The organism is Nocardiopsis sp. NPDC058631 (assembly GCF_042716955.1).
Taxonomy (GTDB): domain Bacteria; phylum Actinomycetota; class Actinomycetes; order Streptosporangiales; family Streptosporangiaceae; genus Nocardiopsis.
The window spans coordinates 1-17,402 of record NZ_JBHXQY010000027.1; the positions used below are offsets into that span (position 1 = coordinate 1).

Consider the following 17,402-nt stretch of genomic DNA (forward strand, 5'->3'; position numbering starts at 1 on the left):
GGGGGCGGGGGGGCCCGGGGGCCCGCCCCGCCCGCCCCCCCCGGGGGGGGGGGCCCCCCCCCCGCGGCCCCGCCCCCCCCGACGTGCGCACTACCGGACGGGGTCCTCGGGCGTCCCGGCGGACTCCGCTGCCTCCGACGTCTCCGCGACCTCGGCCGCCTTCGCCTCGACCTTGGCCGCGACCCCGTCACCGGCGGGGGAGGAGGCGTCCACCACCGTCAGGGGCAGGGGTGCGCCGAACCGCAGTTCGGCGAACGCCCCGGCGGGGACGGCCGGGGACCGCGGGAACACCGGCCGGACCCGCCGGTAGCCGGCGTCCTGCTCGGGGCGCCGGTCCTCGTCACCCTTGTTCGGCCACATCGACATCGCCCGTTCCGCCTGTGCCGTGATCGTCAGCGACGGGTTCACGCCCAGGTTCGCGGTGACCGCCGAACCGTCCACCACGTGGATGTCCGGGTGCCCGTACAGCCGGTGGTAGGGGTCGATGACACCGGTCTCCGCGCTGTCACCGATGGGGCATCCGCCCAGGAAGTGCGCTGTCATCGGGATGTTGAACACGTCGCCCCAGGTGCCGCCGGGGAACCCGTCGATGCGCTCGGCGAGCCGGGTGGCGGCCTCCTGGCCCTTCGGGATCCAGGTCGGGTTCGGCTCGCCGTGGCCCTGCCGGGAGGTGAGCTTCCTCCTGCCGCCGAACAGGCCCCTCCGAACGGAGGTCGTGAGCGAGTTGTCCAGCGACTGCATGACCAGGCCGATGATGACCCGCTCCGACCAGCGGCGGTTGGAGAAGCTGCGGACGAACACGGACGGGTGGCGTGCCGCCAGCCCCATGAACCGCAGCCAGCGCGGGATCCTGCCACCGCCGGGCACCTGCATGGCGGTGAGCAGCCCCATCGCGTTGGAGCCCTTGCCGTAGCGGACCGGTTCGATGTGCGTGTTCTCGTCCGGGTGGATGGACGACGTGATGGCCACGCCGTGCGTCAGGTCCTCCGGCGGCGGCACCCGGGTGCTCATGGCGCCGACGAGTGCCTCGGAGTTGGTGCGGGTGAGCGTGCCGAGCCTGGCGGACAGGCGGGGCAGCATCCCCGAGTCGCGCATCCTGTGCAGGAGGCTCTGGGTGTTGTAGGTCCCCGCGGCCACCACGACCCTGCGCGCGGTGAACGTGCGGGCGTTCTCCCGGCGCCGGGGCGCGTCGGTCCTGAGGGTGTCGAGGGCGAAACCGCCGCCGGGCAGTTCGCGGATGCGCTCGACGCTGGTCAGGGGGTGCACGTCCGCGCCGCCGCGCTCCGCGAAGTACAGGTAGTTCTCGGTCAGGGTGTTCTTGGCCCCGTGGCGGCAGCCGGTCATGCACTCGCCGCACTCGGTGCAGGCCCGGCGGGCGGGGCCCGCACCGCCGAAGTAGGGGTCGCCCACGGACTCCCCGGGCGCGGCCTCGGCGCCGTCACCGTCCTCCCCGTCGCCGAAGCACACGCCCACGGGGGTGAGGCGGAAGGTGTGGCCGACGCCCATGTCCTCCGCGACCGCCTTCAGGTGCACGTCGGAGGGGGTGACGGTGGGGTTGGTGCGCACACCGAGCATCCGCCGGGCCTGGTCGTAGAACGGGGCGAGCTCCGACTTCCAGTCCGTGATGTGCCGCCACTGCGGGTCCTCGAAGAACGGGTCCATCGGGTGGTAGAGGGTGTTGGCGTAGTTGAGGGAGCCGCCGCCCACACCGGCGCCGGCGAGGATCATCACGTCGCGCAGCAGGTGGATGCGCTGGATGCCGTACAGGCCGGCCTGCGGGGCCCACAGGAAGTTCTTCAGGTCCCAGGACGAGGACGGGAGGGTTTGCGGTGTGAAGCGTCGGCCCGCTTCGAGGACCCCGACGCGGTAGCCCTTCTCGGTGAGGCGGAGGGCGCTGACGGAGCCGCCGAATCCTGATCCCACGACGAGGACGTCGTAGTCGAAACGGGCGTCCCCCTCCTCGGGGGCGTCGGCGGTCGGTTCTGCACTGCGCTCTGGGGGCACGGCTGATCCCTCCTCGGGTCAGTCGCGGGGCTTCGTAGTGCGCCGGATACGAGTCCGCAACATTGAATGTGCCATCTAGAAATGTGACATTCGATATTGTAATGTTCGTCACTACCGCCGAGTAGGGTGTGTTCCATGTAACACGCGTGGCGTGCTCCGGCGCAAGTTCGGCTCCCCCTCGCCGCCCCCGGGCGGCGGAACACTGGAGGTACTCATGCCCAAGGCTTCCGATGAGGCGCCCACGGCGTCCCAGGATGCGCCTGAGCAGCACGAAGCCGGCGGCGGCACCCGGTGGCGCAGATTCGCACTCGTCGTCGTCCCCGGCCTGGCGGCCGCCGCGGTCCTGGGGGGCATGACCACCCAGGGCCTCCTCGCCGCCTCCTTCGCGGTCTCCGGCGACAACTTCAAGATGTCCGCCGACCAGCTCGTCGGGAACGGGTTCACCCAGTTCGGCGACGCCGCCACCTCGGTGGACGGCTCCACCCGGCCGATCGGCCTCTCCTCGGTCAACACCGCCGAGTTGCAGAACCTGTGCATGTCCTCCCTCTGGGACCTGCCCATCGGCGAGGCCACCCTCGTCATCGAGGCGGGCGAGAGCACGCCGGTCGAGGGCACCAACCTCGTCATCGACATCGAACAGCTCCAGGGCAACGCCGAGTTCAGCGCCATCGAGATCGGCCGTGACGCGAGCACGCTGGACAGGGCCGACAACGGCCAGGGCCCCGCGGGCGGCTTCGGTCTGCAGGCCGACACCATCACGGTCTCCGAGATGGAGATGACCACGTGGGCCGTCACCTCCGGCTCGCTGCGCCTGTCCGGCCTGAGCCTGGCGGTCAAGCCCGGCGCCCACGAGTGCTTCTGATCCCATGACCCGAGCACTGGCCTTTCTCCGCACGGGGTGGGGGCGATTCCGGGACTGGCGGCACGGCCGCCCGTTCTGGGGCGGCCTCCTCCTCGTCGCGGCCGGAGCCGAGCTGCTGCTGGCACCGGCCGCACAGAGCCTCGTCCTTCCGATCGACCTGATCATCTACGCGGGTATCGCCGGGGTGTCCGGCACCCTCATCGCGGCGCTGCTGATCACCCTGGGCGTGCTGAGCTGGCTCCAGCCCGCGCAGAACGTCTTCTTCGGACTCGTCGGGCTCGCGCTCGCCCTGGTGTCCTTCGTGACCTCCAACTTCGGAGGGTTCGTCATCGGGATGCTGCTCGGTATCGTCGGCGGGTCGCTCGTGTTCGCGTGGGCCCCCGGCGTCCGCCGCCCCCGCGGGCGCCGACGGACGGAAAGGCCCGGAGCTCCGGGGGAGGTCGTCGCCGACCCGCGGCCCAGGACAGGCCCGCTCGCCTCCCTCGCGCTTCCGCTGGCCGCGGCCGTGCTCCTGGCCGCCGCCCCCGCGCCCGCACCGGGGTGGCCCTGGGACTGGTTCGCGCCCCCGGGCGACGAGGAGGAGCAGCCCGGCGAGGAGCCCTCGGAGGACCCCTCCGAGGAACCGACCGACGCACCGACCGACGCACCCACGGAACCGGGCGGCGACCCCGGCCAGGAGCCGCAGGAACCCGGCGGGGACGGGGAACCCGAGGAGGACGCGGAGGAGGAGACCGACACCGACGCCGACCCGGCCGCCTGCGAACTGCTCTCGGGAGAGTCCGCGCTCGCGGGGTCGGAGGAGGAGTTCCTGGAGGCCGTCGAGGCCTGCCGGGCGGCGCAGGAGGCGGGCGAGCTGCCCGAGGTCCGGGTCGACGGGGACGACGACTGCTTCCAGGGGTCGGTCCGCACGTCCGGGCTGACCGCCGACACGCTCACCATGCGGGGGGCGCGCTACGACGGCGTCGTCGAGTGCCCCACCGCCGACGGCGCACGGCGCTACATCCGGCTCAGCATGAGCCAGGCCGACGTGGTCGACGGCGAGCTGTGGTTCGAGGACGCGGGCACCCGCATGAGCCTCGGCCTGCCCACCATGAACCTGACGGGCGATGTCCGGTTGCACGTCACCCGCATGCACGTGCGCATCCTGGGGATCCCCCTGACCTTCACGCCGGACTTCCCGCCCCCGCTGCTGCTCCCGTTCATGATCGTCACCGACGTGGAGGTGGACAGCCCGATGGCCGGAACCGACATCATGACCATCCCCGACCTCAACGGGCAGTACGGCGGAGGTGGCTGACACGTGACCGGTCCCGGGGACGCCCCGGGACCGGAACGCGGACGACGGGGGTGCCGTGTGGGGCGGCGCCCCCGTCCCGCTGCCCTCCACCCGCCGCAGGCACGGGCGCGGGGCGCCGCCGGCGGCGACGCCCCGCTGACCAGCGGAACTACCAGTGGTCGGTGATGAGGCGGCTGGCCTGGCCCACGTGGGACACGTACAGCGCGTCGCGTGCCCGTGTGGAGGCCACGAACAGCAGCGTCCGCTCCTGCTGGAATGCCTGCTCCAGTGCCACCTGGTCGCCGTCGGCGGCCTCGATCGCGGCCTTGGGCGGCAGGAGGTGGTCGCTGACGCCGACCAGTGCGACGCAGCGGAACTCCTGGCCCTTGAGCCGGTGCATCGTCCCCACGCGCACCGCCCCCGCGCCGCCGCCGTCCTCCAGCTGCGCGGTCGCGATGCCCCTGGCCTGGAGTTCCTTGGCGATGCCGCGCACCACCCAGTGGTTGCGCCCCGCCACCGCGATCTCGGCCGGGTTGACCCCCGCCTCCAGCCACACCCGCACCCAGTCGCCCAGTGCGGCGAGCTCCTCGGCGCGGTCGTCGCAGCCGCGCACCACCGGCGCGGGTCCGCGGAGCAGGGACCGGTATCCGGCCAGGGTGTCGGCGTTGTCGTCCATGCCCAGCGCGGACCGGCGGCCCAGGATCGGCATGCTCCAGTCCAGGATCTCCTGGGTGACCCTGTAGCTCACCCGGAGCCGGTGGCCGCGTCCGCGCACGTTGATGCCGAGCGAGGCCAGCGACACCCGGTTGTCGGACACCCGCTGGTGGGGGTCGCCGACGATGAACAGGTCGTCCGGGCCCTCGGGGACCGCCGCGCGCAGCATCCGCCACTGGGTCGGGTGCAGGTCCTGGGCCTCGTCCACCACCACGTGCCGGAACAGGGGGGTGCCGCGTCCCAGGACGCGGGCGGCCTCGGCCGCCAGCTGCGGGTAGGACCACAGCCCCTCGACCCGCATGGCGCCGACGTAGCGCCGCACGGTCTCCCACACCTGGCGGCGGTGCTCCGGGGCCAGGTGTTGGACGCGGCCGCTGCGCTCGCAGCGGATGTACTGCGGCAGCAGCTCCAGCCCCTTGGAGAGGATGACCTGCTCCCACTCGTCCACCAGGAAGCGGCCGGAGAAGGGCAGGCCGTCGGCCAGTGCCACGGCCCGCCACCGCCGGGCCAGCTCGTCCTTGCCGACCAGGCGCGGAGCGACGCTGCTGTGGGACTGGACGATCGACCTGGCGAGGCTGTCGATGGTCGCGACCCGCACCCTGGCGCGGACGCCGGGGTCGGGCAGCAGCTGGTCGAGGCGCTCGGCGAGGGACTGGGCCAGGGCCCGGTTGTAGGTGGTGAGGAGCACCGTCTCGCGGGGGTCCTCGGGGTGGGCTGCGGCGTCGCGTTCGGCCAGGTGGGCGGCGCGGTGCAGGGCGATCACGGTCTTGCCCGTCCCCGGGCCCCCGGTGACCTGGGTGGAACCCTTGAAGTGGGCCTCCGTGATCTTGTGCTGGTCCGGGTGCAGGGTGATCTGCCACTGGTCGAACGGCGCGCTGAGGGCGGCGGCGAGCTCGGGCGGGCCGGAGGGCGTGGGGTCGACGGCCCCGGCACCGGGGGCGGACAGGATCTCGGGGCGCAGACCCCGGGCGAAGCGGAGCGCCTCGTCGCGCGGGCGCACGGTGATGAGCCGGTAGTGCGCACCGTCCGCGGGGTGGTCCCCTCCGGGCTCGCGGCGGCCGTCCCCGTCGGGGTCGGGGACGACGACGCCGGACCAGTCGGGGGCGATGCTGACGACCCGCACGCGCGGGTCGGCGGCTCCCGCGACGGCCTCCAGGTCCGGGTCGTCGCCGGCCTGGCAGGCGCGCATCACGGCCAGGGTGTTGAGCTGGACGTCGGGCGTGAGGCGGGTGAAGTCGGTGAGAAACGTCGGGGCGATCGCAAGGGCGGACACGTCGTGAATTCCTCCGGTCTTCGACCAGGTGGTGTCTGTGGTGCTGAGGAGGTCGGAGCGGATGGTGTCGCGCGAGAGGAAGCCGGTCGGGCGACCGTCGCGTTCACTTGAAACATGCTCGGTGGCGAATTTGGGCAAACGCCGCCCCGGAGTCGGTTCCGGCCGCGTTTCCGGGTGTTTTTCTTGCCTGTATATGCCCTGTTCAGAGCGGCTTTTGCGGAAGTGCGTTCGAGTCCTGGGGGAGGCTTTTCCACGGGCTCGCGCCCGGGGCTCCGCGACCTGCGGTTCTCTGGATCAACATGGAGGCCGAAAAGGGATTATGTACCTGTCCGAAATCCGATCACCGAGAGCGAGAGATGCTGCTCCGCGAGGGAGCCATGGGAAAGACGGGAAGGCGCTGCCGGAGGGGGAGGGCATGACCGAAACCCGAGGGGAGAGGGGAGGCGCGTGAGAGGCCCCGGGAGCGGTGTCGTCCCCCGGGAGGCGGTATACGTTGTGGCCGGTTTCGGACACGCTCTGTGCAGACCGTGCCCGGGCGCGAGATCGTGGAGCGCACGGGGGGCGGAAACCACGTGTGGTTCAGGACTCTGCCGGGGTCCGTCCTACCCCGGCAGAGTCCTCAACCGCTCTGGATCCTGAACCACCCTAGAGAAGCGGTACCCAGTCCCCAGCCTCCCCAAAGCGCGGGAGGGGGCCAACCTTGGGGAACCGGGCGAACCCGGCCCCGCTCGTCTCCGCGACCCTCACTCCCCATGCTCTACCGTGGGGGTGACAAAAGAGCGGAAAGGACCGGGACGAGCACAGTGGCCCCCAATGACATGAGCCGGATGCGTATCTCCGACGCTGAGCGCGACCAGGTCTCCGAGGTTCTGCGCGAGGCGGCGGCGCAGGGCCGGATCACCCTCGAAGAGCTGGACGAACGGCTGAGCTCCACCTACGCGGCCAAGACCTACGCGGACCTCGAACCGCTCACCTCCGACCTGCCCGGCGTGGGCGGAGCACCGTCCCCGCTGCCGTCGGTCCCCGGCACGGTCCCCGGAGTGGTCGCCACCTCCCAGGGCGACCCCATGGTCATCAGGGCCGGGGGCAGCACCGTCGTCCGCAAGGGCGGATGGGAGGTCCCGCACCGGGTCGAGGTGCACAACAAGTACGGCTCCACCCGGCTCGACTTCCGCGAGGCCGTCCTCACCAGCCCCGTCACCGAGGTCCACGTCGACACCTCCTGGGGCGGCGCCGATCTGATCCTGCCCGAGGGCGCCACCGCTTCGGTCGACTGTGACGCCTCCTGGTTCGGCACGCTGCGCTCCGACGTGGACTCCATGCGCAAACAGGGCGCACCGCACTTCGTCATCACCGGTGCCTGCCAGGGCGGCTCCCTCCGCGTCCGGCACAAGCGCCCCTTCTCCTGGGGCGGCCTCGGCTCCTGATCCGCGGCCCGGCCCTCCCCGTGCCGGCCCGGGCCGGGTAGTCCCGTCCGGACCCCTCCGCCCGTGCGCCATGATGGGGTGCTGCGTGCCGCGGGGCGCGCCGACAACCGGAGAGGCGGCACGCGTGGGCTTGTGGATCGTGGCGGTCGGAGCGGGCGCCTGCGCCCTGGCCCTGGCCCCCTACGCCTGGACCTACCTGGCCAGCGCCGGACGCCGCAAGGGCACCGGGGACGTCCCGCACCGGCCCGTCGCCGTCGTCCTGGGCGCCGCAGCCTGGAAGGACGGGCCCTCGCCCCTGCTCGCCCGCCGCCTGGACCTGGCCGTGCGCCTGTACGGGGACGGCAGGGTCGGGCGTGTCATCGTCTCCGGGGACAACCGGGAGGTCTCCGGCCGCGAGACCGACACGATGACCGCCTACCTGGTCGAACGCGGCGTTCCCGCCGACCGGATCGACGCCGACCGGTACGGCTACCGCACATGGGACACCTGCGTGCGGGTGCGCGACCTGTTCGGCGTCCGCGAGGCCACCATGGTCACCCAGTCCTTCCACCTGCCCCGCGCGATCGCCCTCGCCCGCGCCGCGGGGATCGACGCCGTCGGGGTGGGCGACCCCAGCCTCGGCGCCCGCCGCCGCTCCACCCTCATCGGCTACGCACGCGAGGTCGGCGCCGCCGGCAAGGCCCTGCGCGACGCGGTGCTGCGCCCCGAGCCCGCCCACACCCGGGCGTGACCGACCTTCGGCGGGGGTTCCCGGCACGGGCGTGAGAAGGTCGACGAGGCCGCCGATTCGCGCGAGCCGGCTGAGCCGGGATAATCAGGCGCATGAACGCGACCACGGACAACGACTCACACGACGGCGCGGAGAGCGTGGACTGGGCGGCGCTCGCCCCCGAGGGCGGTGAGCGCATCCCCGGGCTGCTCGCCGAGCTCCCCGGCAACGACACCGCCCTCTCCGACCTCCACGACCTCATCCGGTTCCCCGCCCCCGGGCACCTCGCCGCACCCAGGGTGGTCGACCTCCTGGTCGACGCCGCCTGCGCCGAGGACACCCCGGCCACCGACCGCTGGCGTCCCCTGAGCCTCCTCCTGGAACTGGTCGCCGGCCACCCGGAGGACCGCCTCCCCGAGCCCCGCGACCTCGGCCAGTGGCGTGACGAGGTGGCGTGGGCGACCTCCAACGACGCCGAGAAGGTCCGGGAGCAGTACCGCGCCTGGGCGGAGGAGGCCCCGGACGAACAGCACCTCCACCGCATGCGCAACCGGCTCGCCGTCATGGAGCAGCCGGACGGCGCCGCGATCCTCCAGGCCGAGCTGGACACCTACGAGGCCGTGCTGGCCCGCGTCCCCGACCTGGTCGCCCTCCTGCGGGGCGGTTCCAACCGCGGGGGGATGGACCGCGCCGGGGAGTGGGTCAGCTACCTGCTCGCCTTCCTTCCCGACGACTCCGAGCGGATCGCCTCCGAGATCACCGGTGCCTCCCAGGTCCTGCTCGCCAAGGACCTGCGCCCCGCCCTCCAGACGCCCACGAGCCTGCGCGAGGCCATGACCGGGGGGCTGGACAGCGGGGAGCCGCTGCCCGCCGAGCTGTTCGCCCTGGGCCTGCTGGCCGACCCCGCCGACATCGACACGACCGTGGGCCTCACCCACCAGATGGCGGGCGGGAACCTGTACAACTCCTTCGCCGCCTCGGTGGCGCTCGTCCTCGTCCACGGGGAGAGGACCCCCCGCGAGGCGCTGCGCCGCATCGGTCGCGGCGGCGGCACCTCGATGGGCTACGAAGGCCTGTTCAACGAGTCGTGGCCGCACTGCGGCGGGCGCTCGCCGCAGGTCCTGGGCTTCCTGGCGCTGGGCCGCGCGGGAGACCGCGCCAGGCGGCTGCGCCTGGACATCCTGCCCGGCCTGATCAAGGGGGAGGCCGACTCGCGCGCCCTGGTGACCGGTGTCGGCCTGGAGATCGTCCTGGGCCCCCGCACCAAGGGGTACTCGGCCGAGGAGCACGCCCGCGCCGAGTACGACGAGGAGACCCTCAAGGTGCTCTGGGCGATCGCCGAGCTGCCCGCCCCCGCGTGGGAGGACGAGGAGTTCACCCAGACCCTGGCGGCCTGGGCCCTGCCGGAGACCGCCGAGGAGTTCCGCGCCCTGGTGGGCGTGGAGGCCGAGGACGAGCGGGAGGAGACGGACGGGGCCCCCGCCGCCGCGCCGCAGGCCCCCGCCCCGGGCGGCCTGTTCGGACGCCTCTTCGGCGGCGGACGCCAGGTGTAGCGACCTGCGAGGCCGGGGGCGCGGGAGTCGGGGGCCCGGTGTCCACCGGGGCCGTCGGGCCGGCCGGGTGCGAAGGCCGGGGCCTCTCGCCCCCGAGGGGGTGAGAGTACTGTCCTTCGCCCGGCGCCACCGGGGGAGGGGCCCCGGGCGGGTCACCCGTCCTCGGCCGCCAGGGCGTCGTCCACCGCGGTCTCGTACTCCCCGAGGAAGGTCGGGTCGGGGCGGAACACGGCCGTTCCCAGCGCGGCGACCGCGGCGGGCACCTCCCGGAACCACCCGTACACGGTGGCGAACCTGCGATCGCCCATGCTGGCGTCGGCCACCCCCACCGCGTCGATGCCCGCCGCCCGGCACAGCCGCACCGCGCGAGGCAGGTGGAAGTCCTGGGTGATGACCGTGGCCTCCTCCACTCCGAAGACCTCGCGTGCGCGCGCGCACGAGTCCCAGGTGGAGAACCCGGCGTAGTCGCCCGCGATCCGTTCCCGCGGCACCCCGGCGGCCACCAGGTAGTCGCTCATGGTGTCGGTCTCGTTGTAGTGGTCGACACTGTTGTCACCGCTCACCAGTACGACCTCCACCTTCCCGGCGAAGTAGAGTTCGGCGGCGGCGTCCAGGCGGCGGGCCAGGAGCAGGGACGGCAGGCCGTCGGGGCGCACCCCCGCACCGAGCACCAGCGCGACCGGGCGCTCCGGCACGCCCCCGGCCGTGTGGCGCTCGCCGGAGGTGCTCGCGACCTGCCACACGAACGGCAGGAGGCCCGCCACCACGGCGACCACGGCCAGCAGGGCGAGGCGCCGCAGAGGGCTCCGGCGCCGCCCGGGACGGTCCTTTTCGGTGGAGCGGTCGGGCCCGGTGCCTGTTCCGGAGCCGTCGGCGCCCCCGGGAGCGGATGGTCCCCGGTCGGCGTCGAGGGGAGCGGAGGTGCCGGGGACGGCGGAGTCTGAGGTTGTCACGCCTGTGAAGACGCCTGGAACGGCCGGAGAGTTCCGACGGGTGGCCCAACGGGAGCGGCGACCGCCTGAGCGGGCGTCCCGTTGCGGCCGGGGGCCGGAACCCGCACCCCTGGCTGAGGCCGTGCGGACCTGCCGCGCCGAGCCGGCCGGCCCCTGCGGGCCGCCCGCCCAGCCGTGACCCGGTGTGCACAACGCGGCTGCACACCGTGCGGGCGCCCCGTTAGAGTCGCCGCATGTCCTCACAACCACACCCCGACGACCTGTCCCCGCGCCTGCGCGCCCTCGCCGACCTCATGCCCGGAAGCATGCGGGACGGCTCCGGGATGCACGAGTACGACGGCAGGGTCGCCGACACCTCGCCCGACGGGATCCGGGACGCGCTGTCCCGGCTCGGCGGCGCCCCCCTCGCCGACGCCCACGACGAGGCCCACCTGGCCGCGTTCGAGCAGGGGGTCCGCTACGAACTCGGCGAACTCCGCACCCACCGCTCCAACCCCCTCCACCACCTGGGGGAGCTCGACGTGTCGGGCTACGACCGCGAGTACGCCCCCGAGGCGGAGCGCGACGCCGCGCGCCTCGCCCACCTGGCCGCGTGGCCGCGCGTCGTCGACAACGCGATCGCGTCACTGGACCGCGTGCCAGCCCCCGTCGCCGCGTCGCTCCTGGGCGCGGTCAAGGGGGTGGCCGACGGCCTCCCCTCCGACCTTCCCGCCGACGTCCTCGAACCCGCCCTCGCGGCGCACGCGCGCCTCGTCGCCCACGTGGAACGGGCCGCCCAGGAGGGCCCGAAGAGCGCCGGCCTCGGCAGCGAGGCCCTCAGCCGCCTGATGGGGACCGTGGAGGCGGTCGAGGTGGACCTGGACGACCTCGCCGCCCGCGCCGCCGCCGAGCGCGACCGCCTCCGCGCGGCCCTGGCGGAGGCCACCGGGAGGGTCGCCCCGGGCCGCGTGCCCATGGAGTTCGCCCGCGAGCTCACCCGGCAGCACCCGGGCGCCGACGGGGTCCTGGAGGCCGCCCGCCGGTGGACCGCGCTCGCGGTGGAGTTCACCGCCGAGCGCGGGCTCGTCCCGTGGAGCGACGGCGAGTGCCGCGTGGACGTCTCCCCGCCCTCCCAGCGCTGGGCGACCGCGATGATGGCGTGGTCGGGCCCCTGGGAGGCCGACACCCCCTCGTTCTACTTCATCACCCCGCCCGACAGCTCCTGGAACAGGGAGGAGACCGACGAGTGGCTGGAGATGTTCAGCTACACCACCCTGCCCGCCGTGAGCGTGCACGAGGTGGCGCCGGGCCACTTCTCCCACGGCCGCGCACTGCGCAGGGCACCCGGCCAGGTACGCCGCGCGCTGCACTCGATGACCTTCGCCGAGGGGTGGGCGCACTACGCGGAGGAGATGTGCCTGGAGGAGGGCTTCGGCGAGTACGCCGCCGAACGCCTGGGGGACCCCGGGTGGACCGCCGACCACTACGAGATCGGCGTGTGGGTGGAGGCGCTCATCCGCGTCACCCGGCTGTCGGTGGCCATCGGCATGCACACCGGCGCCATGACCGTGGAGGAGGCCGCCGCCCGCTTCGCCGAGGACACCCCGCTCCAGGGGCCCGCGGCCCTCTCCGAGGCCCGCCGGGCGACCTTCGACCCCACCTACGGCCGCTACACCTGGGGCAAGCTGGAGATCCTCGCCCTGCGCGAGCGCGCCCGGAAGCAGTGGGGGGACGGGTTCGACCTGGGCCGGTTCCACCGGGCGCTGCTCGACCTGGGCTCCCCGCCCCTCGGGCTCATCGACACCGCCCTCGAACGCGGGTAACGAGCAGGACGGGGCCCGCGCCGCCCCACCGGGACGGCCGCGGGCCCCGCGCCGCCGCTACTCCGGGGAGGGCGTCGGCATGCCCAGCCCCACGAGCGCGTCGCGCACCCGGCCCTTGGCGGAGTCCAGGGCCCGCGCGGCCCCGGCCGCGTCCACGTCGGCCAGGAGCGACACGAGCGCCACCCGGGTGTCGCCGTCCGCGGCGTTCAGGGCCTTCGCGCACGCCTCCCCGTCCAGCCCGGTGGCCTGCGTCAGGATGGTCACCACACGGCCGCGCAGCTTGCCGTTGGTGGCGTCCACCCCCACCATCAGGTTCGAGAACGTGCGCCCCATCCGCACCATCACCGCGGTGGAGAACGCGTTCAGGGCCAGCTTCTGCGCCGTGCCCGCCTTCATGCGCGTGGACCCGGCGATGACCTCCGCGCCCGTGGACAGACCCACGTGCACGTCCGCGGCCGGGGCGAGCGACGCCCCGGGGTTCGCGCTGATCAGCACCGTCGACGCCCCGCGCTCCCGGGCCGCCTCCAGCGCTCCCCCCACGTACGGGGTGCGGCCGCTCGCGGCCAGGCCCACCACGAGGGAGCCCCCGACCACGCCGGCGGCGTCGATCCGACCGGACTCCCAGTCGTCCTCGATCCCCTCCACGGCCCGAGCCAGGGCCTCGTCGCCGCCCGCGTGGTGCGCCACCACCCACTCCGCGGGCACACCGTACGTCGGCGGCAGTTCGGCGGCGTCCTGTGCGGCGATCCGCCCCGAGGTGCCCGCGCCGAAGTAGTGGATGGCCGCCCCGCTCTCCAGGGCGGCCACCCCCAGCTCCACGGCCCGCGCCAATTCGGGCAGGACCGCGCCCACCGCGGCGGGGACCGTGGTGTCCTCGGCGTTGATCTGCCTCAGGACCTCCAGCGCCGGGAGCAGGTCGATGTCGTAGGTGCCGGAGTTGCGCTCCTCGGTGGGCGCGCGCACGATCACGGCCCCACCGCCCCCCGGGCCCTCGGGGGGCGGTGGGACACCGGCTCCCCGGAGGGAGCCCCCGCTCCCCGGCGTGGCCTTCTCGCTGCCACCGTCCACCGCGCTCTCCTGTTCGGTCCGCACCCGTGCCGTTCCTTTCCGTGGGGCCGCGCCCGGCCCACCGCCGGGAAACCGGGCGAGGGGGCCGACGCGTGCCAGGTCAGTCGTCGTTTCCGTCGGTGTTCCTGCCGCCCGTGGAGTCCCCCCGGCGGCGTCTGCGGTCGTCGTTGACCCGCAGGCCCCGCACAGCCTCGAAGGTGGTCTCCAACGCGGTGCGGCTGTCGGTGTAGCGGCTCTGGGCCAGACCCACGAACAGGCAGTCCACGACGGTCAGCTGCGCGAGCCTGCTCGCCGTGGCCCCGGACCGGAACGTGGTCTCCCGCGCCGCCGTGGTCAGCACGTGGTCGACGAACCCGATCGCGGACCGGGGGAAGTTGGTGATGGCGACGGTCCGCGCCCCGCGCCTGCCCGCCTCCGTCAGCGCCTGCACCGTGTCGATGGTCGCGCCGGAGTGGGAGATGCCGATGGCCACGTCCCGATGGTCCAACAGGGCGGCGCTGGTGAGCATCACGTGGGCGTCCGACCACGCGAAGGAGGTCATCCCGATCCGGTGCAGCTTCTGCTGGAGGTCGGCGCCGACGAACGCGCTCGCGCCCACGCCGTACACGTCGATGCGCCGGGCGCCCGCCATCGTGTCGATGACGGTGCGCAGCACGTCCACGTCCAGGGCCGCCCCGGTCTCCTCGACGGCACGGGCGTCGGTGTAGGCGATCTTCTGCACCACCGTGACGAGTGTGTCGTCGGGGTTGATGTCGCTGGACAGTTCCGGGGCCCCGGAGCGGGCGCCGCGCGCCTGCCCGGCCTCGGTGGCCAGCGCCAGGCGCAGTTCGCGGTAACCGCTGAAGTCGATGGTGCGGCAGAACCGGATCACCGTCGCCTCCGAGGTGGCGCAGTCCTTGGCGAGCTGGGTGATGGAGGAGGCGGCGGCCCTCTCGGGGTCGTCGATGACGCGCTGGGCGACCCGGCGCTCGGCGGGCGCGAGGGAGGGCAGGAGCGACCGTATGCGGAGCACCGTCGTGGGGACGGGCGACACGGAGAGGACCCCGTCGTCCGGCTGGTCGCCCGAAGGCTTCGGAATTTGCGCCATGGAGGAAAGTTTCTTTCGGTCGTGGTGCAGAGTCAACGCAGTGGGGGGAAAAAGCGGGAGAATCAAGGATTTCAAGGGACGGTCACGGCAGCAAGTACCTGCACCGCGATTGCGGTATTCCAGCTCAGACGGCACCCTGTGAAACGGGGGGCCGCGGTTCACCTGTCACGTGCGCGGCCAGGCAGGGGGGATGGTGCCGTGTCGCGGAGCGACCCGGAAGGACGGCGGCCGGGTTCGGCCACCGGGACCAGCGCGGCGGTCGCGGGACGGCCGGCCGACGACGGGGTCCGGGGGCTCCACGTCGGGCTGCTCGGGCAGTTCGGCGTCGAGGTCGAGGGGGTGCCGCTGAGCCTGCGCGGGGACAAGCGCCGCGCCATGATCGCCACACTCCTCCTCAACGCGGGGAGCACGGTCTCCGCCGGACACCTCGTCGAACGGGTCTGGGGCTTCCCGCACACCCAGGCGAACCGCAGCGCGCTCCAGGTCCACGTCGCCCGGGCCCGCGCGCTGTTCGACCAGTGCTGCGGCACGCCGCTCATCCGGGGAGGCAACGGCGGCTACCGCATCGACCTCGCCGAGGAGCAGTCCGACCTGCTGCGCTTCCGTGCCCTGGTGCGCCGTGCCGCCGCAGCGGCCTCGGCCGGAGACCGCGAGACCCGGACCGAACTCCTCATACGGGCCCTGGGCCTGTGGCGCGGTCCCGTCCTGGCCGACGTCGTCAGTCCCACCCTGCACGCCCGCGACGTGCCCTTCCTCACCGAGGAACTGCTGCGCGTGGCCGAGGAGGGGTTCGGCGGGGCCCTGGCACGGGGAGAGCACGAGCGTGTGGCCGACCAGATCCGTCCGATCGCCACCGACCACCCCGAGCGCGAGCCCCTCATCCGCGTGCAGATGATCGCCCTCTACCGGAGCGGCCGACCCAGCGAGGCGCTGCGCGTGTACGGACGCACCCGCGACGCCCTGGTCGAACGCCTCGGCGCAGACCCGGGCCGCGAACTCCAGGAGACCTTCCACGGCATCCTCCGCGGGGACCTGGACCACCCCTCGGAGCGGGGGGCGGCCCGGCCCCCGGGGCACGACGTGCTCCACGACCCGCTCGCGCGCATCCCCCGCCAACGGATCCTGGCCGGCGGTGCCGGGCGGGTCCCCGGTCCAGGCACGGACGCGCGCCGCGCGCTCGGCTCCGCCGACCCGGGCGCCGACCCCGGGAGCCCGGACGCGAGGGCGCCCTCGGGGCCCGCCGGCGCCCCGGCCGGGGCGCCCGGACACGCGGAACCCCTCGGGCCGCGCACCGCGTGTGCCCTCGCGCGGGACGTCGGCGGGTCGCGCACCGGGGCCGACCGTTCGCGTGGCGCGGTCTCCGAGGACACGCACGCCGACAGCACCAGGACGGAGGGCGCTCCGCCCGGACCAGTCCGGGCCCCCGCCAGCGTGTCCGAACCCGTCACACCCGCGGAGCTGCCCGCCGTGCCGCCCGTCCTGGCGGGGCGGGACGCAGCCCTGACCGAACTCGACCGGCTCGTCGACCCCCACGGGGGTGCTCCCGGCAGCGTGCTCGTGCGCGGACCGGCCGGAGCGGGGAGCAGCGCACTGGCACTGCGGTGGGCGCACTCGGCGGCGCCGCACTTTCCGGACGGCCAGCTGTACGTCAACCTGCGCGACGGGGACGGCTCCCCGCGCGATCCGGGCGAGGTCCTGCGCCGCCTGGCGCGCTCCCTGTCCTCGGGTGCACCCTCCGGCACGCTGGGGGCGGAGGAGGCTGCCGCGCGCGTGCGGACGCTCCTGGCACGCAGGCGCGTCCTGCTGGTCCTGGACAACGCGGCCAGCAGTCGGCAGGTGCGGCCCCTGCTGCCCGGCGGTACCGGCTGCGCGGCGGTGGTCACCAGTCGGAGCTGGCTGACCGACCTCCTGGTGCGCGACGGGCTCCGCGCCCTCCCGGTGGGCGCGCTGCCGCCGGGGGCGGCCGTCGAGCTGCTCCGCTCCCAGGTCGGGGTGGAACGGTGCCGGGAGGCGGTGCTGCGGCGCGTCGCCCGGCTGGCGGGGTACCTGCCGCTGCCGCTGCGGATGGCGGTGGCCTGGTTCGACACCAATCCGCACGTGTCCGGCGCCGACCTGGTGCGCCTCCTGGAAGGGGTGGACCCGGCTCGCGGCGTCACTCCCACGGCCCGGATGGCCGCTGTGCTGCGGGCCGGGCCCGAGACGGGCCGCCACGGCCGCGGGGAAGTACCGGCCGGAACGGACACGCCTGACACAAGTCTGCACCAGGAGTCTTACGTTCGGCTTTCACCCAGGTGAGAAGTGGTTACCCGTCGGTTGTACGGGAGGTGGGCGGGAGGTGGCGGCCCCGGGGCGGGACGCGAACGGAAAACCAAGCGATGGTGGTGATACCGGTCGGATTTGTCTACGGGGGTCCGCAGAGGTCGCACGAGTCGCTAGTGTCAACCCCATGACACAGAACAATGATCCCAACCTGGACCCGGCGGGGAACACACAGCACTTCCGCCGCTTCGTCGACGAGAACCCGGAGCCCGAGGAGGCCGCGCGCCGTCCGATCCTGCCGCTGGTGCTTGCGGGCGTCGGCGTGGTCCTGGCCATCGCGGTGATCGTCGCGCTGGTCCTGGCCTTCTCCTAGGCCTCCCTGTCGGGTGCGGGCGCCACGGGGCGGGCTCGCCGG

General features: G+C 73.8%; 13 protein-coding genes. 8 read left to right on the forward strand and 5 right to left on the reverse strand.

Annotation, left to right across the window (positions count from 1 at the left end; translation table 11 throughout):
* Window positions 1–90 precede the first annotated feature (90 nt).
* Complete coding sequence (locus ACFWTE_RS11755) at window positions 91–2,004, reverse strand: GMC oxidoreductase (RefSeq protein WP_378779303.1); 1,914 nt, start codon at window positions 2,002–2,004, stop codon at window positions 91–93.
* A 214-nt stretch (window positions 2,005–2,218) separates the two neighbouring features.
* Here ACFWTE_RS11755 and ACFWTE_RS11760 point away from each other — a divergent pair, with 214 nt between their 5' ends.
* Entirely contained in the window at window positions 2,219–2,866 is a 648-nt protein-coding gene (locus ACFWTE_RS11760; protein ID WP_378779339.1) for a DUF6230 family protein, read from the forward strand.
* Between the two features lie 4 nt (window positions 2,867–2,870).
* Entirely contained in the window at window positions 2,871–4,163 is a 1,293-nt protein-coding gene (locus tag ACFWTE_RS11765) for a DUF6114 domain-containing protein (RefSeq protein ID WP_378779304.1), read from the forward strand.
* A 148-nt stretch (window positions 4,164–4,311) separates the two neighbouring features.
* Here the strand turns inward: ACFWTE_RS11765 and ACFWTE_RS11770 are convergent, their stop codons facing one another.
* The gene (locus ACFWTE_RS11770; RefSeq protein WP_378779305.1) at window positions 4,312–6,129 is read right to left on the reverse strand and encodes a UvrD-helicase domain-containing protein; all 1,818 of its coding nucleotides are present in this window, start codon (window positions 6,127–6,129) and stop codon (window positions 4,312–4,314) included.
* Window positions 6,130–6,956: 827 nt separating this feature from the next.
* Here ACFWTE_RS11770 and ACFWTE_RS11775 point away from each other — a divergent pair.
* The 3 genes from ACFWTE_RS11775 to ACFWTE_RS11785 all read left to right on the forward strand — a co-directional run bounded on the left by ACFWTE_RS11775 (window position 6,957) and on the right by ACFWTE_RS11785 (window position 9,818).
* A complete protein-coding gene (locus ACFWTE_RS11775) occupies window positions 6,957–7,556 on the forward strand; it encodes a DUF1707 domain-containing protein (protein WP_378779306.1) in 600 nt (199 codons plus the stop codon).
* Window positions 7,557–7,680: 124 nt separating this feature from the next.
* On the forward strand, window positions 7,681–8,286 hold the full coding sequence (locus tag ACFWTE_RS11780; protein WP_378779307.1) for a vancomycin high temperature exclusion protein: 606 nt from the start codon (window positions 7,681–7,683) through the stop codon (window positions 8,284–8,286).
* A gap of 92 nt (window positions 8,287–8,378) precedes the next feature.
* Window positions 8,379–9,818, forward strand: a complete 1,440-nt coding sequence (locus tag ACFWTE_RS11785; protein ID WP_378779308.1) for a hypothetical protein — start codon at window positions 8,379–8,381, stop codon at window positions 9,816–9,818.
* Window positions 9,819–9,970: 152 nt separating this feature from the next.
* Here ACFWTE_RS11785 and ACFWTE_RS11790 read toward each other — a convergent pair whose 3' ends face one another.
* A complete protein-coding gene (locus ACFWTE_RS11790) occupies window positions 9,971–10,771 on the reverse strand; it encodes a vancomycin high temperature exclusion protein (RefSeq protein WP_378779309.1) in 801 nt (266 codons plus the stop codon).
* A 233-nt stretch (window positions 10,772–11,004) separates the two neighbouring features.
* Here ACFWTE_RS11790 and ACFWTE_RS11795 point away from each other — a divergent pair, with 233 nt between their 5' ends.
* A complete protein-coding gene (locus ACFWTE_RS11795; protein ID WP_378779310.1) occupies window positions 11,005–12,573 on the forward strand; it encodes a DUF885 family protein in 1,569 nt (522 codons plus the stop codon).
* A gap of 57 nt (window positions 12,574–12,630) precedes the next feature.
* Here ACFWTE_RS11795 and ACFWTE_RS11800 read toward each other — a convergent pair whose 3' ends face one another.
* A complete protein-coding gene (locus ACFWTE_RS11800; RefSeq protein ID WP_378779311.1) occupies window positions 12,631–13,665 on the reverse strand; it encodes an N-acetylmuramic acid 6-phosphate etherase in 1,035 nt (344 codons plus the stop codon).
* Window positions 13,666–13,741: 76 nt separating this feature from the next.
* Entirely contained in the window at window positions 13,742–14,728 is a 987-nt protein-coding gene (locus ACFWTE_RS11805; protein WP_378779312.1) for a MurR/RpiR family transcriptional regulator, read from the reverse strand.
* Between the two features lie 198 nt (window positions 14,729–14,926).
* Here ACFWTE_RS11805 and ACFWTE_RS11810 point away from each other — a divergent pair, with 198 nt between their 5' ends.
* Window positions 14,927–17,023 (forward strand): BTAD domain-containing putative transcriptional regulator, encoded by a 2,097-nt coding sequence (locus tag ACFWTE_RS11810; RefSeq protein WP_378779313.1) that lies wholly within the window; start codon window positions 14,927–14,929, stop codon window positions 17,021–17,023.
* 151 nt (window positions 17,024–17,174) lie between these two features.
* Window positions 17,175–17,360 carry a hypothetical protein gene (locus tag ACFWTE_RS11815; protein WP_330089708.1) on the forward strand — a complete coding sequence of 62 codons (186 nt, stop codon included), beginning with the start codon at window positions 17,175–17,177 and terminating at the stop codon, window positions 17,358–17,360.
* Window positions 17,361–17,402: the final 42 nt, after the last annotated feature.